The organism is Micromonospora sp. C28ISP2-4, from assembly GCF_030519385.1.
Classification (GTDB): Bacteria; Actinomycetota; Actinomycetes; order Mycobacteriales; family Micromonosporaceae; genus Micromonospora; species Micromonospora tulbaghiae.
Genome location: NZ_JAUMKG010000012.1, coordinates 21339 through 46368 on the forward strand (window position 1 = coordinate 21339; position 25030 = coordinate 46368).

The 25030-nt window shown below is 71.9% G+C and carries 19 protein-coding genes; 5 read left to right on the plus strand and 14 right to left on the minus strand.

Features of this window, described 5'->3' with window-relative positions:
• Window positions 1-94: 94 nt before the first annotated feature.
• From Q3W68_RS28155 to Q3W68_RS28170, 4 genes are all read right to left on the minus strand, one after another.
• Window positions 95-1138 (minus strand): P1 family peptidase, encoded by a 1044-nt coding sequence (locus Q3W68_RS28155; RefSeq protein WP_302908328.1) that lies wholly within the window; start codon window positions 1136-1138, stop codon window positions 95-97.
• Window positions 1135-1476, minus strand: coding sequence for a DUF1330 domain-containing protein (locus Q3W68_RS28160; RefSeq protein ID WP_302908310.1), 342 nt, complete (start codon window positions 1474-1476; stop codon window positions 1135-1137). The genes Q3W68_RS28155 and Q3W68_RS28160 overlap by 4 nt, the downstream gene beginning before the upstream one ends.
• A gap of 49 nt (window positions 1477-1525) precedes the next feature.
• Window positions 1526-2164, minus strand: a complete 639-nt coding sequence (locus Q3W68_RS28165) for a class I SAM-dependent methyltransferase (RefSeq protein ID WP_302908311.1) — start codon at window positions 2162-2164, stop codon at window positions 1526-1528.
• Between the two features lie 83 nt (window positions 2165-2247).
• Complete coding sequence (locus tag Q3W68_RS28170) at window positions 2248-3459, minus strand: hypothetical protein (protein WP_302908312.1); 1212 nt, start codon at window positions 3457-3459, stop codon at window positions 2248-2250.
• A gap of 388 nt (window positions 3460-3847) precedes the next feature.
• Between Q3W68_RS28170 and Q3W68_RS28175 the strand changes: the two genes are divergently transcribed.
• The gene (locus tag Q3W68_RS28175) at window positions 3848-7303 is read left to right on the plus strand and encodes an NACHT domain-containing NTPase (protein WP_302908313.1); all 3456 of its coding nucleotides are present in this window, start codon (window positions 3848-3850) and stop codon (window positions 7301-7303) included.
• A gap of 41 nt (window positions 7304-7344) precedes the next feature.
• The gene (locus Q3W68_RS28180) at window positions 7345-8265 is read left to right on the plus strand and encodes an alpha/beta fold hydrolase (RefSeq protein ID WP_302908314.1); all 921 of its coding nucleotides are present in this window, start codon (window positions 7345-7347) and stop codon (window positions 8263-8265) included.
• On the opposite strand, the gene fxsT is transcribed toward Q3W68_RS28180, so the two are convergent.
• From fxsT to Q3W68_RS28210, 6 genes are all read right to left on the minus strand, one after another.
• Entirely contained in the window at window positions 8243-12178 is a 3936-nt protein-coding gene (gene fxsT, locus Q3W68_RS28185) for an FxSxx-COOH system tetratricopeptide repeat protein (RefSeq protein ID WP_302908315.1), read from the minus strand. The two genes, Q3W68_RS28180 and fxsT, sit on opposite strands and share 23 nt — an antisense overlap.
• On the minus strand, window positions 12175-13365 hold the full coding sequence (locus Q3W68_RS28190; RefSeq protein ID WP_302908316.1) for a TIR-like protein FxsC: 1191 nt from the start codon (window positions 13363-13365) through the stop codon (window positions 12175-12177). Before Q3W68_RS28190 ends, fxsT begins: the two co-directional genes overlap by 4 nt.
• Before the next feature lie 129 nt (window positions 13366-13494).
• Complete coding sequence (locus Q3W68_RS28195) at window positions 13495-14298, minus strand: aminoglycoside N(3)-acetyltransferase (RefSeq protein ID WP_302908317.1); 804 nt, start codon at window positions 14296-14298, stop codon at window positions 13495-13497.
• Window positions 14295-16601 carry an FxsB family cyclophane-forming radical SAM/SPASM peptide maturase gene (locus tag Q3W68_RS28200; RefSeq protein ID WP_302908318.1) on the minus strand — a complete coding sequence of 769 codons (2307 nt, stop codon included), beginning with the start codon at window positions 16599-16601 and terminating at the stop codon, window positions 14295-14297. Before Q3W68_RS28200 ends, Q3W68_RS28195 begins: the two co-directional genes overlap by 4 nt.
• 6 nt (window positions 16602-16607) lie before the next feature.
• The gene (locus tag Q3W68_RS28205) at window positions 16608-16781 is read right to left on the minus strand and encodes a hypothetical protein (protein ID WP_013289092.1); all 174 of its coding nucleotides are present in this window, start codon (window positions 16779-16781) and stop codon (window positions 16608-16610) included.
• Between the two features lie 187 nt (window positions 16782-16968).
• On the minus strand, window positions 16969-17271 hold the full coding sequence (locus Q3W68_RS28210) for a hypothetical protein (RefSeq protein WP_302908319.1): 303 nt from the start codon (window positions 17269-17271) through the stop codon (window positions 16969-16971).
• A gap of 188 nt (window positions 17272-17459) precedes the next feature.
• Here Q3W68_RS28210 and Q3W68_RS28215 point away from each other — a divergent pair, with 188 nt between their 5' ends.
• Both Q3W68_RS28215 and Q3W68_RS28220 read left to right on the plus strand, forming a co-directional pair.
• Window positions 17460-19001: a non-reducing end alpha-L-arabinofuranosidase family hydrolase gene (locus Q3W68_RS28215; RefSeq protein ID WP_302908320.1), complete on the plus strand. Its 1542-nt coding sequence runs from the start codon at window positions 17460-17462 to the stop codon at window positions 18999-19001.
• A 181-nt stretch (window positions 19002-19182) separates the two neighbouring features.
• Entirely contained in the window at window positions 19183-19476 is a 294-nt protein-coding gene (locus Q3W68_RS28220) for a DUF4287 domain-containing protein (protein WP_302908321.1), read from the plus strand.
• Between the two features lie 146 nt (window positions 19477-19622).
• On the opposite strand, the gene Q3W68_RS28225 is transcribed toward Q3W68_RS28220, so the two are convergent.
• From Q3W68_RS28225 to Q3W68_RS28240, 4 genes are all read right to left on the minus strand, one after another.
• A complete protein-coding gene (locus Q3W68_RS28225; RefSeq protein WP_302908322.1) occupies window positions 19623-20144 on the minus strand; it encodes an alpha/beta hydrolase in 522 nt (173 codons plus the stop codon).
• Between the two features lie 70 nt (window positions 20145-20214).
• Window positions 20215-21933, minus strand: a complete 1719-nt coding sequence (gene argS / locus Q3W68_RS28230; RefSeq protein WP_302908323.1) for an arginine--tRNA ligase — start codon at window positions 21931-21933, stop codon at window positions 20215-20217.
• Between the two features lie 272 nt (window positions 21934-22205).
• Window positions 22206-23264 (minus strand): tryptophan--tRNA ligase, encoded by a 1059-nt coding sequence (gene trpS / locus Q3W68_RS28235; RefSeq protein ID WP_302908324.1) that lies wholly within the window; start codon window positions 23262-23264, stop codon window positions 22206-22208.
• A gap of 268 nt (window positions 23265-23532) precedes the next feature.
• Entirely contained in the window at window positions 23533-23976 is a 444-nt protein-coding gene (locus Q3W68_RS28240; protein ID WP_302908325.1) for a PRC-barrel domain-containing protein, read from the minus strand.
• Between the two features lie 122 nt (window positions 23977-24098).
• Between Q3W68_RS28240 and Q3W68_RS28245 the strand changes: the two genes are divergently transcribed.
• Window positions 24099-24389, plus strand: a complete 291-nt coding sequence (locus tag Q3W68_RS28245; protein WP_302908326.1) for an SCO4848 family membrane protein — start codon at window positions 24099-24101, stop codon at window positions 24387-24389.
• The last annotated feature ends 641 nt before the right edge of the window (window positions 24390-25030 follow it).

The following is a 25030-nucleotide window of genomic DNA, read 5'->3' on the forward strand; positions in this document are numbered from 1 at the left end:
CAACGAAACAGCGACACCGGCCGGAACATCGGCATCGATGCCGCGGATGATCGGATCCGACACCTCGCCGAACGGCCTACGAGAGGCGCGCGGGTCAGGCGTACGGCCGGGCGGTGAGCCGTCCGGCCGCCGCCAGCCGCTCGACGGCCTCCTGATGGGGAACCGCGTGACTGGTACGACCGCCCACGCCGGTCGTGGTGACGGCGGTGAACAGCGAGTTGAGCAGCGCCTCCTCCACCGCGTCCAGCACGGCGGCGAACACCGGATCGATCGCGGCGTCCGGAATCGGCGGCTGATCCGACGTGGTGAACGCGATCGCGTAGTCCCCGCTCGTGTTGCTGAACGACGCACCCACCCGGGCCATGGCGAACACCGCCCGGCGGGCGAGCCGCCGGAGCTGTCGCGCGTCCAGCGGTACGTCCGTCGCCACCACGATCATGCACGAGTTGCCTGGCGGTTCGGTCCGGTCGGCGGCCGGGACCAGCTCGTCCACCGGTAGCGGCACGCCGAGCGCGGTGAGGACGCCGCCGAAGTTGGACTGGACCAGCGCGCCGACCGTCTGCGTGCGGCCGGCGGTCCGGACCGTGCGGGACGAGGTGCCGATGCCCGCCTTGTAGCCCAGGGCGCTGGTGCCGGCGCCGGCGCCGACACAGCCCTCGGCCGGGAGTCCGCCGGTCGCCCCGGCGACGGCGGCCAGCACGTGGTCCTCGGTGATCGGGCGGCGGCGGATGTCCGACAGGTACCCGTCGTTGGTCTCACCGACCAGGGGGTTGAACGACAGCCCGTCCGGTCGGCGCTCCATCAGGTGCCCGAGCAGCGCGTCCGCCGCCCGGAACACCGACAGCGTCGCGGTCAGCACGACCGGAGATTCGAGTACGCCGAGCTCGTCCACCTGGGTCGACCCGACGAGCTTCCCGTGGCCGTTGCCGGCGTACACCGCGGCGGGCAGCGTCCACCGGCCGGGGCCGAGCTGTTCCGGCACAACAGCGGTGACGCCGGTGTGCAGGTCGGCGCCGTCGTCGACGGTGGTGTGGCCCACCAGGACGCCGGGGACGTCGGTGATCGCGTTGTGCGGCCCGGTGGGCAGCGACCCGACGACGATCCCCAGGTCGCGGGCGCGCCGACCGGGCTGGTTCAGGACGCCGCCGCCCGGATCGCCTGCACCATGCCGGCCGGGGAGTAGTCGTCGGGGACGCCCTCGACCAGGATGATGTCGCCCTCGATGTGCCGTGAGCGCAGCGGCGCGATCTCCTGGTAGGCGGGCGAGTCCCACCAGGCCCGCGCTTCGTCGATGCCCGGGAAGCCGAGCATCACGACGGCCCCGGGCCAGGCGCCCTCCTTCACTTCGTGCGGAGTGGCGTGCACGAGGAAGCGGCCGCCGTGCGGCGCGAGGGTGGCCGGGAGGCGCTCGATGTACTCGGCGATGTCCGGGTGCGGGGCGGCGTCCTGGAGGTGGGCGATGGCGTACGCGGTCATGGTGTCCTTCCGGCCGGTCGGGCTCCGAACATCGATCTTGGCATGGCGGTCAGCATTCCTGCTCGCCCGGACGTCCGGCCGGTTCATCGCCGACCGCGACGGCCACGATCGCGGCGTGCGGGCGGTGGGTGTCGTCGAGGCGCGTCAGGCGCTCGACCTCGGCGAACCCGGCTCGCCACAGCCGCGCGGAGAACTCGTCCACCGGCCAGCGGTACGCGGTGGCGACCTTGTGGTCGAAGGCGCCGACCTCGTCGCCGACGAAGATGCCGGCCACGAGTGGTCCACCAAGGACGATCGCGCGGCGGAACCCGGCCAGCACCGCGTCGAGATCCGGCGGCGGGAGGTGGATCAGGGAGTACCAGGCGAGGATGCCGGCGACAGAGTGGTCCAGGACGGCCAGGTCGTCCAGCGACCCGAGCCGGTAGACGCCGCCCGGATGCGTCGTCCGCGCGTGCGCGACGAACTCGGGAACGATGTCGATCCCGGTGGCGTCGACGCCCAGTGAGCGGAGGTGGTCGGTGAGGTGACCGGGCCCGCATCCCAGGTCGAGCACCGGACCGGTCCGGACGGCCAGGTGACGGCCGATGAGGGCGAGGTCGTCGGCGTGCACATGCCCGGTGGTGCCGAACAGTTCGATGTAGAGCTCCGCGACCGCTGCGTACGCCTGCCGAACCTGTTTGCTGCCCACCCACCGACCATAGGCGTACGAACGCCTATGGTCGGTGCGGAGATGGGCTTCGCGCGACGCGGGTCGTGCCGGGGACGGCGACGTCAGGCGTGCTTACCGCGACCGCGACGGCGCGTCAGGAACAGTGTCACGACGGCGGCCAGCACCAGCGCCACCGCGCCGGCGGCGGCGAGCAGCCCCGTCCGGGAGGTGCCGGTGATGGTGGTGGCGGCGAGGTCCGCCGTCGCGGACCCGTCGGGGGTCGCTCCGGCGTCACCGGCAGCGACCTCCCCGGCGGTCGGGGACGCGCTCGCGCCCGGGGTGGGGGAGACGCTCGCCGTGGGCGTCGGGGACGGGCTCGCCTTGGGGGCTCCGACGGCGGCGAGGGAGTCGCCGTTGAGCGCGACCTTGATCTTCGCCGTGCCGTTGCCGGAGGAGACGACAGCTACGGAGACCCGGTTCGCTCGGTCCGTCAGCTTCTTGACGGCGTCCACGTTGGCCGGCGCGTCGTTGGCGGCCGTCTTGTTCGCCGTCGTGGTGTCGATGAGCGAGGCGCCGCTGTACGTGCCGGTCGGCACCCGGTAGGCGTGCACACCCTCGATCGTCGCGTCGAAGCTGCCCGCCGCGTGGCGGTACTCGAGGACGAGCCGGTCCTTGCCCAGCGCGATGTCGAGGGCCCGCGTTCCGCTGCCGGTGCCGTGCAGAGGACGCAGCGTGTAGATCCCCGACTTGGTGACCTTGGTGGTGCTGTCGGAAAGCCACCCGGCGTGGATCATCTCGGGCGCCGTGAAGCCCGACCGGTAGCCGCCTCCGCCCATGATGCTCTTGTAGCTGGAACCCTCGGACCTGCACGCGGTCAGCTCGCCGCCGGTGCACAGGAAGCGGCCCTGGTGCCGGAAGCCCAGGTTGTGTCCCAGTTCGTGCCCGACGACGTCGATCCCGCTGGCCGTGCCGTACAGGTTGATCCAGGTGGTGGGGCCGGGCTGGGTGGCGAGCCCGGCCCAGGGGCAGTTCGTCTTCTGGGCCGGAAAGACCATGGAGAGGCTGTCGTAGTCCTCGCCGGCGACCAGGCCGCGCTTGGCGAGTTCCGCCCGCGTCATGGTGTTGATCTGGCCGTGCGGGCAACCGGCGGCGCTCAGGTCGAGTTTGATCGGACCGAGGAACTCTCCGGTGACGGCGGGCACCACCGTGTACCTGCCGCGGGAGACCTCCGAGAGGAACGAGGCGGCGGAGTCCTTCTTCGACCCGAAGTAGGTGTCCGGTGTGGACGCCTTCACCTTGTCCGGGAACTGGAACGAGGCGTCGCTGAACTCCACCAGGACGGGAAGGATCTTCCGCTTCACCGACGGGGCGGCGGCGCGCCGAGTCGGGCAGGACGCCGACGGTCAGCACTGTGACACCTGTGGCCAGGGCGATGCGGCCGAGGGCCGACAGCTTCATGTGATTTGTCCTTCGAGGGGGAGACGTCGGACGGGGACGCGTGAGGCGCGGCCGGGATCGATGCTTTGCGGAGAAGACGTCTTACGTCTGACGTCATGCAAAGCTAAAGGGTGTGAATGTCCCCGTCAAGCGAGGACGGCGGGCGGTGGACCGGCCCGGAGGCTTCGACGGGATCGGCATCGAAAAGTGAGGGATAGATAGCTTTCCGTCACTGGAGTTTCTATCCTTGTCAGAGATCCGGCCGTCAGCGGCGAAAGGGGCGGCATGCCGCGCCGTTCGAGCCTCAGCTATCGAGATGCGTTACGACTGCTGGCCCCGGGCAGCACGCGCATCACCGAGACCGACAAGGTGGTCAGCGCGGGGATCCTGGGCGCAGGCGCCCTCTCCCACGGTACGGCGCTGGCGCTGCTCGGCCCGAAGAACGCGCTCATGCAGCTCGTCCGGGACGCCACCGGAAACCAGGCCGGCCGCATCCGGGCGACCGGCGGGAAATCGTATTACGAGCTGCTGGAGGCCAGCCATACCGTGCTGGCGCTCTCCGCGTTCTTCGACGGTTTCCGCGACGAGGTCGGGCCGGGTTTCGACAGGCTGGAACTGACCGACGAGGAGAAGGTCGGCATGGTGCCGGCCGAGCGGCGGCACCACACGCTTCCGCAGGAGATCGACGGCGGCTACTTCCCGCTGCCCTCCTCGGTGCACGGCATGGACGACACCCGGCGGGACGTCGAAGCCGCCTACGTCAGGCTCTACGACGCCACCATCGCCTTCTGCGAGGGTCTCGCCGCCTGGCCGTCGGTGCGGCGCGGACTCGACCTCACGTCGATGCGCTCCCGCGTGGTGGGCCGGGCCATGTGGCACTACGAGGACCGCTTCGACCGGCTCGCCGCGGACCTCCCCGAGTTCGGCTTCCGGATGATCCGGCAGGCGATCGAGCACAACCTGCTCGACAACCGGAAACTCACCACCGAGGTCTCGGCCCGGCTGGACGCGCTGGCGCAGCTCTACCGCAACCTGGCCGAGCTGTCCGGTCCGGTGGCCGCCGACCGGCCCGACCTGCTCCGCGAATCCCTCGACCGGCTCACCGGCTCGCTGGCGGCGGTGTTCCGGCAGCCACTGCTGCGGATCAAGGACGTCGACTTCCACCTGCGGCTGCCGAACGTGGACAGCGGGTTCATCAGCCCCGACTTCCGCGCCGCCGAGTACGGCAAGCACACGTCACCGGAGCGGGAGGCATGGTGGGAGGACCAGCCGCGCCGGGGCGACCTCGTCGGGTTCCTCTCCGAGTATCTGACCGACCCGGCGAGCCTGCACCGTCCGCTGCTGCTCCTCGGCCAGCCGGGCGCCGGCAAGACGCTGCTGACCCGGGTGATCGCGGCCCGGCTGCCGGCGAGCCGGTTCACCGCGATAGTGGTGCCGCTGCGCCGGATGTCCGGGGACTCGTCGCCCACCGAGCAGATCGAGGCGGCGATCGAGCAGGTGATGGACGAGCGCATCCGCTGGGCGGACCTGCGCCGCGCCACCAAGCACACCACGGTCGTGGTGATCTTCGACGGGTTCGACGAACTCGTCCAGGTCACCGGCACGGCCCACTCGCAGTACATCGACCGGGTGGCCGAGTTCCAGGAGACCCAGTGGGACCTCGGCTACTCGGTCATCCCGATCATCACGTCCCGGATCCTGGTGATGGACCGCGCCAGCGTGCCGCAGGGCACCGTGCTCGTCCGGCTGGAGGACCTGACCGACGCCCAGGTGACGGCCTGGCTGGCGGCCGTCAACGCGGCGAACGACGGCCGGCCCGGCTACCGCCGGCTGTCCGCCCGGGAACTGCTGTCACACGGCGAGCTGGCCCGCCAGCCGCTGTTGCTCACGCTGCTGGCGATCTACTACAACGAGCAGTGGGCCGACCGCCGTCCCGGCGCCGCCATCTCCCCGTCCGACCTGTTCACCGGCCTGCTCACCGCGTTCATCAGGCGGCAGGTGAGCGAGAAGGCGCCGACCGCCCTTCCGCCGCACGAGCGGGAGGCCCGCGAGCACCAGCTCCGGCGCGACCTGGCGATCACCGCGTTCGCCATGTTCAACCGCAACCGGGAACTGGTGAACCGGGCCGCGCTCCGCCTCGACCTGGACTGCTTCGGCTCCGGGCCCGGCGACGTCTCACGCTTCGAGCTCGGCGACGTGCTCGGCCCGGAACAGCTGGTCACCGCCGCGTTCTTCGTGGTGTACGGCCCGGACGACGTGCAGGGCGAGGACGCCCGGCGCACGTACGAGTTCCTGCACACCACGATCGGCGACTTCCTGATCGCCGAGTACGTCATCGGGGCGCTGCGGAGCCTGGCCGAGCTGCGCCGGCACACCCGCAGCCCGGCTGGCTTCGGCTACCAGCTGGACACCGGCCAGTTCCGGGCGCTGCTCTCCCACCAGCCGCTGGTGAAGCGGGAGGCGGTGGTGGGCTTCGCCCGCGAGCTCAGCTCCCGCCACCCGGAGGAGCGGGACGGGATCGTGGAGACCATCGCCGGCCTGCTTGCCGAAGCCCGGCAGCGGACCAACCTGGCCGGCGTGGACGGCTACCGGCCCGCGCCGTACGACCCGGTGCGGCTGCTCGCCGCGTACACCGCCAACCTGGTCGCGCTCGCCGCGCTCGTGTCACCGGGCGGCGTACGGCACACCGACCTGATGGACGAGGCGACCTGGGTGTCGACGGTCCGGCTGTGGCGTGCGGGGCTGGACGAGAAGGGCCAGCTCGCGATGATCAGTTGGCTCGGCCGGGACGCCGACGGCCGGATCACCGCCGAGTGGCGCCGCGAACGCCGGGGGGAGACTGTGAACGTGGCCGCCGAGGAGGCGCGGCTGCTCGGCGACATCACCACCTACGGCCAGTTGCAGGCCGGCGCGCGGACGTGGCGCGGCCAGCAGCCGGACAGCTTCGAGGCCGCCCGGTTCCACGCCGACCTGGTGTCGCTCGCCACCCGCCGCTGGCCGGTGCCGTCCCTGCACCAGCTCATCCTGTACGACGAGCGCAGCTACCGGCGCCTGTGGGCGCGCGCCGTCGAGTCACCGGAGGCGGTGTCCAGCACGAGCGCCACGGTTCTGCTGGAGTGCCTCGCCGAGGACGGCGCGCAGTTGCCCCGCGAGGTGGTGTGCGGGCTGACCCGGGTGGCGCTGAGCCGGCTGCCCGACTCGCCGACCGCGCCACCCGAGCTGATCATCTCGTGCCCGTACCTGATCGACGAGTTCCCGGAGCTGGTCGACTCGCTCGGCACGACCGACGACCACGCGGTGCTGCACGCGCTCATCCTGCGGCACGGGCTCCACCGGCTGCCCCAGCGGTACGTGCCCCGGGTCCGCCGGGTGCTCGCCGACATCGAGGACCGGCTCGCGGAGCTGCCGCTGGAAGACGGCGTGGTGTCGGCCGAGATGGCCGAGCAGTTCGCCGCCGCCCGGGTCGACAACCGCACGGCGCTGTGGCTGCTGATGGCGTTGAGCGAGTACGCCGAGCTGGCCTGGCCGAAGATCCCGCCGAGGACGATGCACGCCCTGCTCGCGCACCGGCTGCCGGACGAGTTCCTCGACGAGGCGAGCCTGTGCCGGCTGCTCCTGGACTACCTACGGGCCTACGACCGGGTGCCGGCCGAGGTCTCGCTGGCGTCCGCCCTCGACACGCTGCGCGTCCTCGCAGCGTCCGGTCACACCGGCCAGATCCCGGCCGCCGAGGCGGTCTGACCACGCCACCCGTACCGCCACCACCCGTTCGGAGGCCAAGATTGGCACACTCGCCCCGGCACCGAGAGCACATCGTCCGCGCGGGAAGGAGGAACCTGGCGGTCGACATCGCCGGGGCGGAACGCGGCTGGCCCGTGTTCCTGATGCACGGCACGCCCGGCAGCCGCAACGGTCCACGACCACGGTCCATCGTGCTGCACCGGCTGGGCGTACGGCTGATCTCGTACGACCGGCCGGGTTACGGCGGTTCCAGCCGGCTGCCCGGCCGCCGGGTCGCGGACGCCGCCGCGGACGTCGCGGCCATCGCTGACGACCTGGGCCTGGACGCGTTCTCGGTGGTGGGGCGGTCCGGGGGCGGCCCGCACGCCCTGGCCTGCGCCGCGCTGCTGCCGGATCGGGTACGGCGGACCGCCGTCCTGGTCGGTCTCGCCCCGGCCGGCGCGGCCGGACTGGACTGGTTCGGCGGCATGACCGACGCCAACGTGCGTGACTACGGCGCCGCCGAGCGCGACGTGCCGGCGCTCGCGGAGCAGTTGCGGCTGCGGGCCGAGCGGACGATGGACGACCCGGGCTCGCTGCTCGCGCTGCTGGTCGAGCAGATGACCGAGGCCGACCGCCGGGTGGTGGCCGGGGTGCCGATCCGCCGGCAGCTCACCGACGCCTACGCCGAGGCGCTGCGCCAGGGGCCGCACGGCTGGATCGACGACGTGCTCGCGCTGCGCGCCGACTGGGGCATCACGCTCGCGGACATCCGGATGCCGGTCCGGCTGTGGCACGGCGCCGACGACAACTTCGCCCCGGCCAGCCACACCCGCTGGCTGGCCGAGCAGATTCCCGGCGCGCAACTGCACGTGCAGCCGCACAGCGCGCACTTCGGCGCGGTGGAGGTGCTGCCGGAGATCCTCGCCTGGCTCGCCGGCCCGGTGGAGCGGACCGCCGTCAGATCGGATGCGGGTCGATGATGCGCCGTTGCAACCGGCTCTCCCGGGCGGCCTCGACGGCCGGGTGGTTCTCGCCGAGCCGGTAGGTCAGTTCCCGGGTGACGGCCTCCAGCTCCGCGCGCCGGCCGCTCTCCACCCGCTCCTGCATCACCACCAGGTTCGCCCGGCAGCGCAGCGTGTTGGTGTGGTCGCGGCCGAGGATCCGCACCAGCCCGTCGTGCGCGCGCCGCAGCAGGCTCAGCGCCTCCCGGTCCGCGGCCTCCCGGCCTTCCGGCGGGTCCGGCTGTTCGGCGATGCAGATGCCCTGGTTCATCCAGCCGGAGAGCGGGTACGGGTGCCCGCTGCCCAGGACGCCCGCGAGCGAGTCGGCGGACCGGCCGGCGAGCTGCCGGGCCTCGGCGAAGTCCCCGGCGCGGCGGGCCACCATGGCGAGGTTGACCATGCAGACCAGGGTCAGCGGGTGCGCCGGGCCGAGGTTGCGCTGGTAGATGCGGTGCACCTCGGTGAGTTCCCGGCTGGCGCGCTGGAACAGGTCGACGGTGAGCAGGTTGATCGACAAGCTCAGCCGGCAGGTGAGCGTCTCCGGGTTGTCCGGCCCGAACCGCTCGTTCAGCAGCTCGTACGCGGCTTCGAGGAGCTTGCCCGCCTCGACCGCGTGCCCGGCCGCGCGCAGCGACACCGCCAGGTTCGTCTGCGTCCGCAGGGTGATCAGGTGTTCGGCCCCGGCGGTGTGCAGCAGGTCGCGGTGGACGCTGCGCAGCCGGGTGACCGACTGCTCGAAGTCGCCCGCGTCGCGCATGTCGATGCCGACGTACGCGGAGGAGGCGAGCGTGTCCGGGTGATTCTCCCCGAGGATCGCGCGACGCCCGGCAAGCACCATCTCGTCGTTCTTGCGGGCCTCCCGGAAGTCGCCCATCAGGCGCTGGGTGCTGGCGAGGTTGTTGAGCGCCGCGAGGGTACGCGGGTGCTCCTCGGTGAAGTTCCGCTTCCACGCGTTGAACGTGATCTCGTCCAGGCGCAGCGCCTCGTTGTACATGCCCATGCCGCGCAGGTCGCGGGCGAGCCCGCCGGCGGTCATCAGGGTGTGCGGGTGGTCCTCGCCGAGCAGTTCCCGCTGGGCCGCCAGCACCTCCTCGTCCAGCGCCCGGGACTCGGTGAACTGCCCGAGGAAGGCGAGGATGTTGGCGAGGTTGAACTGGAGGTGCAGCAACTGCCGGCGCAGGTCGTCGCGCGCCCGCGGGTCGGTCTCCTGGGCCAGCATCTGCTCCCAGGTCTGCGCTACCTCCTGCCCGAGCCGCCGGCCGGTCTCCAGGTCGCCGCGCAACTGGAGGTAGCGGACCCGGTCGATCATCAGCGCCCGCACCTCCACCTTGCGGCTCAGCGGTGCCTTCGACGCCTCCAGGTGCGGCCAGATGACCCGGAACCGGGGCCACCCGTCGGGGTCGTCGACCTCGCCCTCGGGCCGGGCGGCGGCGAGCACCAGGTGGACCTGCTGGCGGGCCTCGTCGAGTTCCGCCTCCGTCATCCGGGACCGGACGGCGTGCTGGAGCAGGCGGTGCATGAGCACCAGGCCGCCCCGGCCCCGCTCGCCGCCGGCCGGGTTCTCGGCCCGCAGGTCGACCCGCACCAGGGCGAGCCGGTTGGCCTGCTGCACCAGTTGCTGGCGGACCAGCCGCTCCTTGGCCTGCGGGTGGAACGGCACGAGAGCCTCGGCGAACTCGTCGCTGTAGACCAGGTCGGCGGAGATCTCCGGCGCGAACACCGAGCAGAGTTGCAGCACCCGGTAGGCGGCCGGGTTGCGGGTCCGCAGGTGGTTGAGGGACAGCTCCCAGGTGGCCTCCACGGAGACGTTGCTGTTCGGTTCCATCACCGCGCCCGGACCGAACTTGGCGATCTCGGTGAGGTAGCTGTCGACGGAGTGACCGGTGTCGGCGAGCCAGGCCGCGGCGGCGGTGACGGCGATCGGCAGGTCGCCGAGCAGGGCGGCGATCCGGTCGGCCTGGTCGACGCGCATGTTCGGCACCCGCTCGGTGAGGTGCTGGATGCTCTCCGCCCGCTTGAACACGTCGACCTGGACGGTGGTGGCCCGCTCGACCCACTGGAGGTTCCGGGACGTGATCAGGACGTGGCCCTTGCCGTCCGGCACGTACGGCAGGACGCCCTCGATCTCGTCCGCGTTGTCCATGATCAGCAACCAGCGGAGGTCGGTGCGGCGCAGCGCCTGGAGCACCAGCCGGGCGTTCTCCCGGTTCGATTCCGACGACGGGACGCCCAGGTAGGGCGCGAGGTCACCGATCGCCGACTCGATGAACGGCACCTGGTCGGCGTCGATCCACCACACCATGTCGTACGCGGCGCGGTAGCGGTGGGCGTACTCCAGCGCGAGCTGGCTCTTGCCGATGCCGCCCATGCCCTGCAACGCCACCGGCCCGGTGCCGGAGAGCACCACCTTCGGGCTGCTGCGCAGCAGCGTCCGCAGCTCGCGCAGGTCCGCCTCCCGGCCGGTGAAGCGCTTGTTGCGGCCCGGCACCTCGAACACCGTGTTGTCGCGGCCGGGGAACCGGGGACCGGTGGGCAGCTCCAGGTCGGCGGGCACCCCCTCGCGGCCGACCAGGCGCAGGATCCGCGCGGCGGCGGTACGGGCCTCCAGGCCGGCCACCGAGACGGTGTGCGCGGCGGGCACGTTCGCCAGGCGCCGCACGTCCGCGACGTAGACCACGAGCGGCACCTGGTCGGGCGAGCGGTCCGGCGCGGCGAGCACCGCCTCCTCGTTCGCGTTGGACTCGGAGACGATGATCAGTTCCCGGGCCGTCCGGGGCACCTCGTCGTCGGTGAACCACGGGTCGGTAACCCGGACGTCGGCCGAGACCAGCAGGTGACCGATCCACTCCGCCCACACCCGGTCGTACTGGGCGTGCCGGAGCAGGATCTCGTTCTCCACCGAGTTGGAGGTACGGGTGAACCGGGCGTTGACCCGCTCGCGTACCGCGCTGCTCATCGGCGGCAGCGACTCCACCTCGCCCCGGGTGATCTCCCGGGCCAGCACCTCGTACGCGGACAGCAGCGACCCGTTCACGCCGGGCTGGTCGGCGAACGTGGCGAGCAGTTCCTCGTACGCGTAGAACGCCTGGTAGGGCACCTGCATCCGGGCCCAGTACCGGTCCCGGTCGGCCTCGCTCATCCCGCTCGGCAGACCGCTGAACCGCTGCCGCGCCACCGCGCGCCCGGTGTCCGCCTTGACCTTCTCCGCCGGGTCGATCCGCATCGGCACGGGCAGCACCCGGATCCGCCGCGACCCGTAGCGGTGCTCGACCAGCCGCGCCACCTTGGCCGCGCCGGTGATGCCCTGCTCGCTGAGGGTGAAGCAGGTGACCAGCACGTCCGGCAACTGGATCGTGCAGATGTCGGCGACGTCGGAGAACCCGGTGCGGCTGTCGATCAGCACGTAGTCGTAGTTGCGCTTCATGTCCGCGCGCAGCGCGTCGAAGAAGTAGCCGCCGCCCTGCCGCTCGTAGAACTCGTCCCAGTTCATCCCGGCGAGCGCGCCGGCGTAGTCGTTGTTCTGCTGGCCGGCGCCGAGGAAGTCGAGCGTCCCGTCGCCGGGGAAGTTGGACCAGTTCAGCGAGAACGAGTACTTGTGCACCCGGGCGTACTGCTCGTGCCAGCGGTCGTCGCCCTTGTCCTGCTTGGTGGTGGTCGCCCACTCGTACTCCCGGATCAGGTCGATCACCCCGCCGGTGCTCTCCAGCGCGTCGCGGTCGATGAACGGCGCGAAGAAGCGCGACAGGCCGGGGGATTCCAGGTCCCAGTCGACGGCGAGCACCCGCTTGCCGTTGGCGGCGAGGATCCAGGCGACGTTCGCCAGCGCCATCGTCCGGCCGGTGCCGCCCTTGTAGGAGTAGAAGGTGACGACCTGTCCCTCGCGTCGGGTCATGTGTCCACTCCCTCGTCGGGCGGCGGGTTCTCCCAGAGCCGGGGTTTGCTGATCGGTCGTCCCGGCGGCGGGTAGGCCGGCCTCGCCTCCAGGTATCGGCGGCGCATCCGGTCGACCAGGCCGTGGATCCCCGCCCGCCAGTCGTCGTACGTGGTGACGGCCAGCGGGCGTGCCGCGGCCGGGATGATCGCGATGGCCCGGTCGAGCAGCACCGCCGCGTGGGAGCGACGGCCGGGTGCCGAGTCCTCGATGATCACCACGACGCCCACCCAGCGGTGCAGCGAGGCGACGGCCGCGCGGACGGCCTCCGCACCGTCCGGCGTCTCGACCACCCGAGGATCGATCATGAGTACGCCCGGGCAGCCCCGGAACAGCCCGGCATCGGGTACGAAGTCGCGGACGTCGATCGGCATCCGGAGCCGCTGCACCGCGTCGGTCACGTCGTCGACCACCGGCGGCCGGTCGCGGAACGGGCGCCACCGGCCGGCGTGCGTGTCGGACCGCCCGTTGAGCCGGCCCGCGTCCGCCGGTTCCTCGGGCGCGATCACCACCGCCCGGAACGGCACCTCGCTGGTCGGCGACGACGGCAGGTCGGTCGGGCCGGTCGGCGGCTCGGCCGGCTGCAACGGCGTCTGCTCGGCGGTGTCGACGATGTGCTGGGCGAGCCGACCCAGCACCTCCTTGTAGGCGTGCTGGAACTTCTGGAGCCGGCAGAGCGCGCTCATGCCGTTCGCCGCGTACGCGTCCACGTCGGCGGCCATCGCCACCGCCCGGGCCTGGTCGGGCGCGTGCACGGCGGCGGGCGACGGGATCCACAGGACCGGCAGGATGTTGTCGCCGTCGGGCGGGCGGCCGGCCCGGATCAGCCGTTGCCGGAACCACTCCCGTTCCCGGCGCGAGTCGTCCCGGTTGAGGTAGTCCGGTGAGTACAACGGCACGAACACCTCGGCCTCGGCCAGCGCGGTGCGTCTTCGTTCCGTCCGGTCGTCCGGCGGCCGCACCATGAAGTCGGCGAAACCCTGCCGGCGTAACCGGTCGCCGGGCCGGCCGTCGATCGCCAGGTTGAGATCGTGGTAGAAGCGGCGGACCCAGTGGTCGCCCGGGGTGCGGTCGTTGTGCGTCGGCGGGGGGACGTAGCTGAGGAAGAAATAGGGCGGGCCCGGCAGCGCGGGCCGCTCAGAGGTCACGACGACACGACCGTTCCACGGGAAGTGCGCCTGACCCCCAACCGTCAATGATCACGCGCTGCTCCCCGGTCGACACGATACGGCGTCTATCGATCAGGGTAGAGAGGTTGCGCTCGGGTTACCAGGCCCTCACCGTCCGATGTGGGCGTCCATCCACGCCACGGCGACGCGTACCGCCTCCGATATCGGCAGCAGCCGGGCCGGCGCGTCGCCGACCGTCCCGTGCCGGGTGAACGTCGCCCGGTCGAGTTCCGCGCCGATCTCGCTGAACAGGGCCGCGTCGAGGTGCGGCGCCTCGAAGTCGAGCCGTTCCCGGCGGCCGTCGCGCACCACGTAGCAGCGGTACGGCCGCCGCTGCGGCGGGCGGCGCAACCGGTACTCGGCGAGGTGCAGCGCGGTGCATGTCGCATAACCGACACCGAGCAGCAGCGTCCACGCGCCGGCCGCCTCCAAAGCGGCGAGCGGGGACCGCTCCCCGAGGTGGGAGTCCAGGTCGTGGACGCGCATCAGCTCCTGCGCCCGCGGCCCCCACGCGCTGAACGACGTCTGCGGGTGCCGGCTGCGGACCGCGCCGGGCAGCCGGCGTACGTGCTCGGCGAACACGCCGACCCCGAACGACGGCGTGACGGCCGGGTCGAAGCCGGGCATCCGGTCCTCGTACGCCAGGCGCTCCTCGTCGGTGAGCCCGGCGGTCGCGGCGCGGTACGCGGCGCTGCTCACCGAGTTGTCAGGGGTCTGTGCCGGGACCACGACGGTGCCGGAGGGGCCGATGGCGGCCCGCAGGGCGTCGGCCAGCGTGGCCGGCCCGCCGTCGACCGGTCCGAGCGCGCGCAGGGAGCAGTGCACGAGCGCCACGTCGCCGGGGCCGAGCCCGAGCGCGCGCAGGTCGGCGGCGAGCGTGCCGGCCCGGTACGGGGTCCGGGTGGCGGTCACGACGGCCACCCCGACATCGAGCGGGCGACCTGCCGGACCAGCCGCGAGCCGGCCGGGGTGAGCGCGTCCGCCCGTTGCAGAGCGCCGATCGCCTCGGCCGTCCAGTCGCGGTACCGGCGGTACACCGCCTGCGCGCCGTCGACCTCACGGTCGGCCCGGATCCGCCAGATGTCGGCCACCGCAGCGTGCGCGTAGATGCCGTGCAGGACGGCCTCCGCGGGCCGGGGGTCGGGCCGCCAGCCCACTGTGATGTCGATCGGCCGGGTGCCGTCGACCAGGTCGCAGATGTCCAGCAGGGCGTTCATCTTGCTGTGCTGGAACTCGTGCACGAGCAGCACCGCGAGCGACCCGGCGTCGGTCTCCGTGGCCGCGACGCCGCCGAACGCCTGCCGCGCGGTCGACGCCTCGCTCACCCCGGCGCCGCTGCGGCGCAGCGGCACCACGGCCCGCAGCCCGGCGCGCAGCTCCTCGGCGTGGCCCGGCACCTCGTCCCGGATCGCCTGCCACGCCGCCGCGAACGTCTCGGCCCAGCGCGCGGCACCGGCGTCGTCGAGCCGGTCACCTGCGGGCAGCCGGTGGCAGTCGCGGTGCGGGTCGCCATCCTCCAGCAGGACGCGCACGCCCGGCGCGGTGAGCACGCGCGTCGGCCACCACCTCGGCGCGTCCCCGGGCGTCCCGGGCCGGACCGTGACCGTCACATCCCCGGCGGTCACCCGCAGCGAACCGCTGCCGGTCTCGACCCGTGCGGCGCCGTCACCCACTTCGGGCAGCAGGACCGTGCCCACTGTCGGCAGGTGCAGGCGGCTGGACCGCACCGGCACGTCGAGGCGTACCGGGGTGCCGGCGTCGAGCGCGGCGGCGACGGCGAGCGCGGCCAGGTAGTCCGGTCCCTGCCGGGCGCCGGTGCCGGTGCCGGCGAGACAGTCGACAGCCCACGCCCGCACGTACGGATGCGCCGCGATCCGGGCCACGGACTCCGGCGCGCTGCGGTCGAGGGCGGTCAGCGCCTCCCAGCCGTCGGCTCCGGCCCCGCCGGCGGGCAGCCGGTCGGCCACCTCGGCGAGCAGCGCGCGGACGATGGCGATCTGCGCCTCGACGAGCCGGCCGATGGCGACCCGGTCGCCGGTCAGGGCCGCGAGGCGGTCGATGAAGTCGTCGGGCAGGCCGGCGTCGAGCCGGACGGGTGCCGGTGGGTTCTCGTTCACGTGCACGATCAGCTCTTTCAGATCGGCGCAGTAGACACTCGGACGGTTGAAGTGCCCGGCGCCGTACCGGTGGGCGAAGAGTCCCCCGCCGCACTGGTCGACCACCGGGCACCGCCGGCACTCGTCGCTGAGCCCGGCCCGGCCGGAGCGGCGGCGGGTCAGGAGCGGGCTGGCCGCCACGTCGTCGGCCGCGTGCGAGAAGACGGTCATGCCGGTGGCCGGCGCGCCGTCGTACGCGGTCTTGAGCGAGTCCGCCTGCTCCCACTCGCCGTCCGTCTCGATCACCGCCAGGTCGACCGGGTCGAGACCGAGCCACTCGGTGCCGCTGGGTCCGCCCGCGGCTGTGGACAGCAGCGAGTCGAAGAGGCGGACGGAGACCGGCCGGCCGTCCGCCCGCCAGCGGTCGTAGACGGCACGCAGCCAGTCCGCGTACGCGGTGCCGCCGCCCGCCGGCCGCCACGGCGGGTCGTCCCAGGTGGCGTGCGGGAGCAGGAAGTCGATCCGCGGAGGCTCCTGGGCGAGCAGCGACTCGTACACCGCGATCGGGTCGTTGCGCACGTCCACAGTGCACAGCAGGCCCGAGTAGATCCGCCGGTACGCCGGGCGGCGCAGCAGGGCGAGCGCGCGGAGCACCTGGTCGTAGCTGCCGGCACCGGACCGGAAGCGCCGGTGCCTGTCGTTGGCGGCCCGGTCGCCGTCGAGCGATACGCCGACCGCCACGTCGTGTTCGGCGAGCACGTCGCAGAGCCGCTCGGAGAGCAGGACGCCGTTGGTCTGCATGCCGAGCCGGAGCCGGGTAACGGGGTCGATGACACGCCGGAGGTCGGCGAGCACCTCGCCCAGCCGCTCGGCGCCGAGCAGCAACGGCTCCCCGCCGTGCAGGATGACGGTGACGTCCGGCAGGTCGTGGGCCGCGGCGTGTTCGGCGATCCGCCCGGCCGCGGCCCGGAGCACCTCCGGTGTCATCCGTACCGGGCGGCGCCGCCAGCTCTGGTCGGCGTGCTCGTAGACGTAGCAGTGGTCGCACGCCAGGTCACACCTGGCGTGCACCTTGAGGACGAACTCGGTGAGCGCCGCGCGGGCGGGCCCCGGGGCCATCGCGGATCAGATGAACGACGAGAACTTCGCCGCCGGGATCCGGGTCTGATCGAGGTGAGCCGCCATCACCCGGCGCACGATGGGGGAGATGTCCGCGGCGGAGAGCCGGTCGAGCGGCTCCGCGCGGACCCTGCCCAGCGAGACCGGGGGCTCATCCTGGCGCAAGGGTGCGGTTGTCATGAGTGTTCCTTAGGTTCGGGTATGCGCCGGCCGAGCACAGCGGCGACGGCCAACCTAGTGGCTTCAGGGATTCAGCGCCATCGACCCACCGGTGGGGAGACGGTTCTTTTCGGACGGTTCGCCGGCCGGCGTCGTCGTCGCCCGGGGGAGCGACCGTAAGGGATCAATTATGCGCCTTTTTGCCGATCTAGGCCACGAATCGAAAGTTCAGACTTTGCCAGAAATCGTCCACCCCGATCCCCTGGTCAGGTGAGGGGTCGGGGTGGACGAACGGCAGCGTCAGGTTGAAGAACGCCTCAGCCAGCCGCAGGCGCGCGAGCATCGCGACCAGGTCCCAGACGTTGTCCGGGGTGATGCGGCGGCCAGCACCCGCTCGCGGGTCATCGAGCGCTCCCCCACCACCCTCCAGCCGTGTGCACTGCCGGGCCGTGGTGCGGGCGGCGGTAGTGCTGGTCGAGAAGCTGGCATGGCCATGGCCCCGTGCTGTCACGCACCCGTCAGCCATCGACTGTTACGACTTGACGAACGACGTGTTATCGCTCACAGTCGATGGCACAGGGCGGCGGCTTGGGCGGCTCACCGGGCGGGTGCGGCTGGCCGCGTGGCAGGCCGGGTGTGGGATCAGTGCGCTCCGACGGATTGTTAGCGCTCACAACATGTCTGATCTGAGGGAGGAACATGTTTGCTTTCGGTAGGTCCCCATCGACTGTGTCGCCGCCACGACGGCGCCGATGGCTGCCGCGCGTCGTCGCCACGGGCGCGGCAGCGGTACTCGTCGGCGCCGGCGCCGTGGCGGTCGTGTCCGCGCCCGCCGCCGCTGCGAGCGTCGACACGAACGCCTGGTACGTCCTGGTCAACCGCAACAGCGGCAAGGCGCTCGACGTCTACAACCTGGCCACGAACGACGGCGCGCGGATCGTGCAGTGGTCGCGCAACAACGGCAACCAGCAGCAGTGGCAGTTCGTCGACTCCGGCGGCGGCTACTACCGGCTGAAGTCACGGCTGTCGGGCAAGGTGCTCGACGTCTACAACTGGTCGACCGCCAACGGCGGAAGCATCGTGCAGTGGTCCGACCTCAACGGGACCAACCAGCAGTTCCGGCTGGCCGACTCCGACAGCGGCTACGTCCGGCTGATCAGCCGCCACAGCAACAAGGCGGTGGAGGTGCAGGGCGCCTCGACCGCCGACGGCGGGAACATCGTCCAGTACGACGACTGGAACGGCGCCAACCAGCAGTGGCAGCTCGTCCGCGTCGACGGGGGCGGCGGCAACCCCACCACGCCGCCGCCGACCACTCCTCCGCCGGGTGGCACCTGCAACCTGCCGTCGTCGTACCGGTGGTCGTCGACGGGCGCGTTGGCGCAGCCGCGCTCGGGCTGGGTGTCGCTGAAGGACTTCACAGTGGTGCCCTACAACGGGCAACACCTGGTGTACGCCACCACGCACGACACCGGGTCGTCGTGGGGGTCGATGAACTTCGGGTTGTTCTCGAACTGGTCGCAGATGGCTTCGGTGTCGCAGAACGCGATGTCGTCGGGGACGGTGGCGCCGACGTTGTTCTACTTCGCGCCGCGCAACATCTGGGTCCTGGCCTACCAGTGGGGCCCGACCGCGTTCTCCTACCGCACCTCCAACGACCCGACGAACCCGAACGGGTGGTCCTCGGCGCAGCCGCTGTTCACCGGCAGCATCTCCGGGTCCGGCACCGGCCCGATCGACCAGACGCTGATCGCCGACGACCAGAACATGTACCTGTTCTTCGCCGGTGACAACGGCAAGATCTACCGCTCCAGCATGCCCCTGAGCAACTTCCCGGGCAGCTTCGGATCGAACTACACCACCATCATGTCGGACTCGACGAACAACCTGTTCGAGGCCGTGCAGGTCTACAAGCTGCAGGGCCAGACCCGCTACCTCATGATCGTCGAGGCCATCGGCTCCCAGGGCCGCTACTTCCGCTCCTTCACCGCCACCAGCCTGGGCGGCTCGTGGACCCCGCAGGCGGCCACCGAGTCCAACCCGTTCGCGGGCAAGGTCAACAGCGGCGCGACCTGGACCAACGACATCAGCCACGGTGAACTGATCCGCACCACCGCGGACCAGACCTTCACCGTCGACCCCTGCAACCTCCAACTGCTCTACCAGGGCCGCTCCCCCAACTCCGGCGGCGACTACGGCCTCCTGCCCTACCGGCCCGGGCTGCTCACGCTCCAGCGCTGAGCGCGTACCCCGAGATCTGGAGAGCCCGGCCCGCGTGATCGCGGGCCGGGCTCTCCGGCGTCTCGCCCGGCGGCGATCGTTGTCCTGGAGGCAACGACGGTGGCCCGGTCCGTCGTTGATCGGAACCGCGCCGCCCGGGAGGGTGGAGTTGCCACCACCCCCCGGACGAAGGGTTGAGCAGATGTCCTTCCAGGCGTACCTCGACGCGATCGAGGACAAGACCGGCAAGACCCCGCGCGTCCTGGTCGACGAGGCCCGTGAGCGCGGCTACGACGCGGCCGACGTCAAGGCCGGCGTGATCGTGGGCTGGCTCAAGGACGAGTACGGCCTCGGCCGGGGCCACGCGATGGCCCTGGTCCACGTGATCAGGAACGGGCCGAAGATCAGCGCCAGGCACGTCGGATCCACCGGCTCCCACCGCGACGACAGCGACACGCTGTGGCTGGACGGCAAGGCCGCCCGACCCTCCGCGTAGCGGCCGTTGGACTGCGACGCCTATCGTTCGGCCCATGGGAGCGATCAAGCCGTGGCACCTGTCCGTCCTGGCGCTCTGCTGCCTGCTGCCGATCGTCGCGGCGGTGGCGGCAGGCGTGTGGGCGCGGCGGCGCCGCCGCTGACCGGTCAGCGGTCGGCGACGAACTCCTCCACCGCAGTGCAGACCCGCCCGAGCGCCTCGGCCGAGCGCGCCAGCGGCCCGGGCACCATCATCGAGTGGTCGGCGTCGGCGACCTCCACCACGTACGGGGTGAGGCGGCGCGCCACCGCACCGTCCCAGACCCGGTCGGCGGTGCCGCCGGCCAGCAGGAACGGCGCGGTGGCCCGGCCCAGCGGCTCCCGTACCGCGGGGTCGGTCAGCAGCGGCGTCAGCCAGACCGCCGGGATGCCCCGATCGGCGGCGAGCGGGGCGGCGAAACTACCGAGCGACTTGCCCACGAGCAGATCCACCCCGGCGTCGAGGACCGGATCCAGTTGCTCGGCGACCCACTCCGGCGCGCTGTCGAGGCGCAGGTCCCCGATCGACCGCCAGGTCACTTCGTGCACGTCGAAGCCGAGCCGGCGCAACGCCTCACCGATGTAGACGAAGAGCGGACCCCGGGTGTCGTAGCCACGTCCCGGAGCGAGCACCGCGCGCCGATCCGCCATGGTGGCCTCCCTCTCGTTCGATCGATGCGTCACGCTAGCCGCCGCACGGGCTTCCGGTGACCCCTCGGCCTCACATCCGTTCCGGGGTACGGATGCCGAGCAGGTCCAGGCCCTGCCGCAGCACCCGCCCGGTCAGCTCGCACAGCACGAGCCGGCTCTCCCGGATCGGCCCCTCGGCCCGCAGCACCGGGCAGCGCTCGTAGAACGCGCTGAACGCGACCGCCAGCCGGTGCAGGTACGCGGTCAGCCGGTGGAACTCCAGGCTGCCCGCCACCTCGTCGACAACCGCGGCGAAGCCGACCAGTTCCATGGCGAGCGCCCGCTCGGCCGGCTCGGCGAGCGAGACCTCCGCGTCCGGGCGCGCCGCCGCGCCCGCCCGCCGGAAGATCGACCGGACCCGGGAGTACGCGTACTGGAGGTACGGCGCGGTGTTCCCGTCCAGCGACAGCATCCGTTCCCAGTCCAGCACGTAGTCCTTGTGCCGGTCGCCGGACAGGTCGGCGTACTTGATCGCGCCGATGCCCACCGCGCGTCCCACCTCGGCGGCCGCCGCCTCGCCCAGCTCGGGATTGCGTTCCCGGGCCAGCGCGGTGGCCCGCTGGACCGCCTCGGTGAGCAGCCCGACCAGCTTCACCGACCCGCCGGCCCGGCTGCGCAGCATCCGCCCGTCCGGGCCGAGGATCGAGCCGAACCCGACGTGCTCGGCCCGCACCGGCGCGGCCAGCCAGCCGGCCTGCGCGGCGACCGCGAACACCATCTCGAAGTGCCGCCGCTGCGGTAGCCCGACCACGTAGAGCAGCCGGGTCGCGCCGAGCGCGCCGGTCCGGTGCCGCAGCGCGGCCAGGTCGGTGGCCGGGTAGCCGTACCCGCCGTCGGACTTGCGCACGATCAGCGGCAGCGGCTCGCCGTCACGGCCCACCGAACCGGGCGGGAACACGCAGTCCGCGCCGTCGCTGCGCCGCAGCAGCCTGAGCCGGTCGAGCTCCTCGACAGTCGGGGCGAGCTGCTCGTGGTAGCTGCTCTCGCCCCGGAAGTCGTCCCCGGTCAGCGTCACGTCGAGCAGGTCGTACACGGCCAGGAAGTAGCTCTCGGACTGCGTCACCAGTAGCCGCCACAACCGCAACGTCGCCGGGTCGCCGCCCTGCAACGCCACCACCCGCTGCCGCGACCGCTCCCGGAACGCCTCGTCGTCGTCGAACTTCGCCCGCGCCGCCTTGTAGAACCCGTCCAGGTCACCCATCGACAGCTCCTGCGCCGCCCCGGCCTCGCCAAGATCGAGCAGGTGCTCGATCAACATGCCGAACGGCGTGCCCCAGTCGCCCAGGTGGTTGGCGCGCAGCACCCGGTGCCCGAGCCACTCCAGCGTCCGCGCCGCCGCGTCCCCGATCACCGTCGAGCGCAGGTGCCCGACGTGCATCTCCTTCGCCACGTTCGGCCCGGAGTAGTCGACCACCACCGTCTCCGGCTCGGTCACCGCCGGCACACCGAGCCGCGGGTCGGCGGCCATCGCGGAGACCAGCCCGCCGAGCGCGTGCCCGGCCACCGTCAGGTTGAGGAAACCCGGACCGGACACCTCGACCGCCGCGCAGAGGTCGCCGAGCGCCGCGCGCTCCCGTACCTCCGCGGCGATCTCCCGCGGCGGCCGGCCGAGCCGCCGGGCCAGCCCCAGCGCCGCGTCGGACTGGAAGTCCGCGTGCTGGGAGCGCCGCACGGCCGGGTCCACCGGCCCGCTGGCCACCGCCGCGAACGCCGGCGCCAGCCGGTCGGTGAGCAACCTTTCAAGATCCATGAGTACGCCGATCTCGCTGTGGATCCGCCGCGCGGATCACCTGACGGGGAACGCGACGGCGGAGCGACGACGACCGATGACGACCGGCGGCTCGATCCGCCGGTCGCAGGAGGGGAAGGCTCAGCGCAGGCGGTCGCGGGACCGCCGGCGTCGCAGCGCGCCGAGCCGGACGTCGGAGGACGTCATCGGGTACGCGTGCGAGCTGGCCATGTCGGCAGCGTAACCGGCCGGTCCGGGGTCGGCGCAAGCGCGTACCCCGGACCGGCTCGTGGTCAGGCCGAGGTGGCGACGGCCTTGCGGTAGCGCTCGGCCCGGCGCCGCACCTGGGTGTACGCGCTGCTCAGGCCCATCGCCCGGCGGACCTCGACGAGCGTTCGGCGCACCTGCTCGCGGGTCCGCTCGGTGCCGGTGACGATCAGCTCGTCGACCAGGCCGGGCTGCGCCTCGAAGCGGGCCCGGCGCTCCCGGATCGGGTCGAGGAACCGGTTGAGCGCCGTCGCCAGCGCCTCCTTGACCTCCACGTCACCGACCCGGCCGGCCCGGTAGCGGGCCTTGAAGTCCGCCACCTGAGCCCGGTCCGGATTGAAGACGTCGTGGTACTCGAAGACCGGGTTTCCCTCGACGGTGCCGGGCACGTCGGCGCGGACCCGGTTCGGATCGGTGAACATCCCCATCACCTTGCGGCGCACCGTCGCCGCGTCGTCGGAGAGCGCGATCGCGTTCCCCTTGCTCTTGCTCATCTTCCCGGCGCCGTCGGTGCCGACGAGCGTGGGTGTGGCCGACATGAGCATCTCGGGGACCGGAAAGACCTCGCCGTAGAGGTGGTTGAACCGCCGGGCGATCTCCCGGGTCACCTCGACGTGCGCGGCGTTGTCCTTCCCGACCGGCACGACCTGCCCCTTCACGCAGAGGATGTCGGCGGCCTGGAGGACCGGATAACCGAGCAGGCCGTACGGCATCTCGTCCTTCCCGGCGTCCCGGGTCATCTCCTTCAACGACGGCACCCGCTCCAGCCGGGGCACCGTGATCAGGTTCTGGAACAGCGTGTTCAGGTCGCCGACCTCGGGGACCGCGGACTGGAGATAGAACGTCGCCCGTTCCGGCTCCACCCCGGCGGCGAGGATGTCGGTGACCATCTCGCGGGCGTTGTGCGCCACCTGCTCGATGTCCGCGCGGCTGTTGCGCGTGGTGAGCATGTGCAGGTCGGCGATGATGAAGAAGCTCTCGTAGCGCTGGTGCAGCCGCACCCGGTTGGCGATGCTGCCCACGTAGTGGCCGAGGTGCAGCCGCCCGGTCGGGCGGTCGCCGGTGAGCATGCGTGCAGAGGACATGGTCGTACGCCTTTCGTGCCGTTCGCTGGCGGGGGAAGCGACCCGGGTGTCACCGGGTCGGTGGAGCGGGCTCGTCAGAACGAGCGCCGCCATCGCCCGCCGGCGCGGAACCGAAGTCCGCCGGCACGGAGTACGTCGAGGATCTGCTCCCGGCCGTCGACAGCGTGGCCCGGGAGACCGCTGCGGGTCTCCGGGAGGCAGCTGGGCGGCCGGACCATGAGTGACACGGTATCCGCTCACCGGCCGGCGCCGCTGCCTCCCGCCGCGCTTACTGCTGTCGATAGCTCTCGGTGTAGTAGCTGCCGACCCGCTCCCGGTAGTCGGGGTGCGCGAAGTGGTCGCTGTCGAACGCCGGGGACTCCTTCACCTGCTCGCGGGTGCGGTCCACGTGCACGACGCGCTCCAGGTGGTCGACCTGCGCCACAGTGCCGGCCGGCAGCAGCACCTTCTTGCCGAAGATCCACGGACCGGTGTCCACCACCAGGTACCGCGCGTCCGCGTCGTCGCTCGCCTCGTCGATGGAGCCGATCCGCCCGTCCGTCGCCTCCACCCGGTAGCCGGTGAGGTCGATCGGCGTACCCGGGCCGGGGGCGTCCGGGCCCTCGTCCGCGTCACCGGTGCGCTGCCGCGGCACGTCTCCCGGCCGGGTCTGGTCGTACCCACCGGCCAGGGCGGACGGATCCCGCCAGGTCCACGGGTTGAACGGCTGCATCGGTGCACCTCCGTCGAATCGGCTCGACAGAACAGTGCCCCGGGCGGCGGGAACGGAAACGCGCGCCGCGCGGGCCGCGGGCCTGACCTGGGCGGATGCCCCCGCTGGCATACTGGCCGACCATGGTCCTGTCACGTGGTTGGTCGCTGTTCCTGATCGCCGTCGGCGTCTGGACGTGGGCGATCTGGCCGAGGTTCGCGGTTGCCATCTGGAACGACGAGCGCGCCTGGTCGGCCGGCGCCGTCGGTGAGGGCAGCCCGACCGGATTCCTGTGGGTGCACGCCCTGCTGATCGCCGCGTCCCTGGCCATCGGTACGACCGTAGGAGTCCTGGGCATCAGGGCTTGGCGCGCCGCCCGCCGTTCTTCCAGTGCGCCCTCGTCGTCGCCCCCGCCGTCGACGTCGCCCCGGTGAACAAGGAGATGGTGTCGGCGGAGGGCGCGAATCGGGAGGTCAACTCCTTGATCAACCAGAACCGGACGGGTGTGACGCGCGCCGCTACCCCCCGATTTGACGATCAAACCTGAGGACGCGTAACTTTCTCTCTGCCAGCGCGGAACGGGGCAAACGGGACGAAAGCCCGGGAGCGCCGAACAGGGCTGGCGCCGGGTCCGATCAAGGCTCAGGTCTTGGAGGGCACGGTCCGGGTGGGGCCCGCCGAAACGCCGTAGGGCGGATTTGGCGGAGCGGAACCGACCGGGTAAGGTTGTCGACCGGCAGGGCACCGGGCGAGCTCGCGGGAAACCGCAGCGGCCGGCCTGCCAAATTCGATGATCAAGCGCAGCGGGTGACTGCTGCGCGTGCTCAGCGGCGCCAACCCGTACGAAGCGTGACAGACCGGGACACACGGTTTGACACGGCAGAGACGGTGAGGTAACGTAGTAAAAGTGCCCGGCGCGAGAGCGGCGGGTAGCTGAACGAAATGCCCCGGTCGGGGTTCCACGGTTGTGGGGCTTGCGGTTGGTGTGTGGTTGTTCTTTGAGAACTCAACAGGGTGCTTGTAAAGCCAGTGCCAATTGTTTTATACCCCGGACTGGTGGCTGTTCTTTCGAGGA

Bases quoted from the DNA above. Each gene is read 5' to 3' on its own strand.
- Q3W68_RS28215 (WP_302908320.1), top strand. From the start codon at position 17,460: ATGTTTGCTTTCGGTAGGTCCCCATCGACTGTGTCGCCGCCACGACGG.
- Q3W68_RS28175 (WP_302908313.1), top strand. From the start codon at position 3,848: ATGCCGCGCCGTTCGAGCCTCAGCTATCGAGATGCGTTACGACTGCTG.
- Q3W68_RS28160 (WP_302908310.1), bottom strand. From the start codon at position 1,476: ATGACCGCGTACGCCATCGCCCACCTCCAGGACGCCGCCCCGCACCCG.
- trpS (WP_302908324.1), bottom strand. From the start codon at position 23,264: ATGTCCTCTGCACGCATGCTCACCGGCGACCGCCCGACCGGGCGGCTG.
- Q3W68_RS28205 (WP_013289092.1), bottom strand. From the start codon at position 16,781: ATGACAACCGCACCCTTGCGCCAGGATGAGCCCCCGGTCTCGCTGGGC.
- argS (WP_302908323.1), bottom strand. From the start codon at position 21,933: ATGGATCTTGAAAGGTTGCTCACCGACCGGCTGGCGCCGGCGTTCGCG.
- Q3W68_RS28225 (WP_302908322.1), bottom strand. From the start codon at position 20,144: ATGGCGGATCGGCGCGCGGTGCTCGCTCCGGGACGTGGCTACGACACC.
- Q3W68_RS28220 (WP_302908321.1), top strand. From the start codon at position 19,183: ATGTCCTTCCAGGCGTACCTCGACGCGATCGAGGACAAGACCGGCAAG.
- Q3W68_RS28200 (WP_302908318.1), bottom strand. From the start codon at position 16,601: ATGGCCCCGGGGCCCGCCCGCGCGGCGCTCACCGAGTTCGTCCTCAAG.
- Q3W68_RS28240 (WP_302908325.1), bottom strand. From the start codon at position 23,976: ATGCAGCCGTTCAACCCGTGGACCTGGCGGGATCCGTCCGCCCTGGCC.
- Q3W68_RS28245 (WP_302908326.1), top strand. From the start codon at position 24,099: ATGGTCCTGTCACGTGGTTGGTCGCTGTTCCTGATCGCCGTCGGCGTC.
- fxsT (WP_302908315.1), bottom strand. From the start codon at position 12,178: ATGACCCGACGCGAGGGACAGGTCGTCACCTTCTACTCCTACAAGGGC.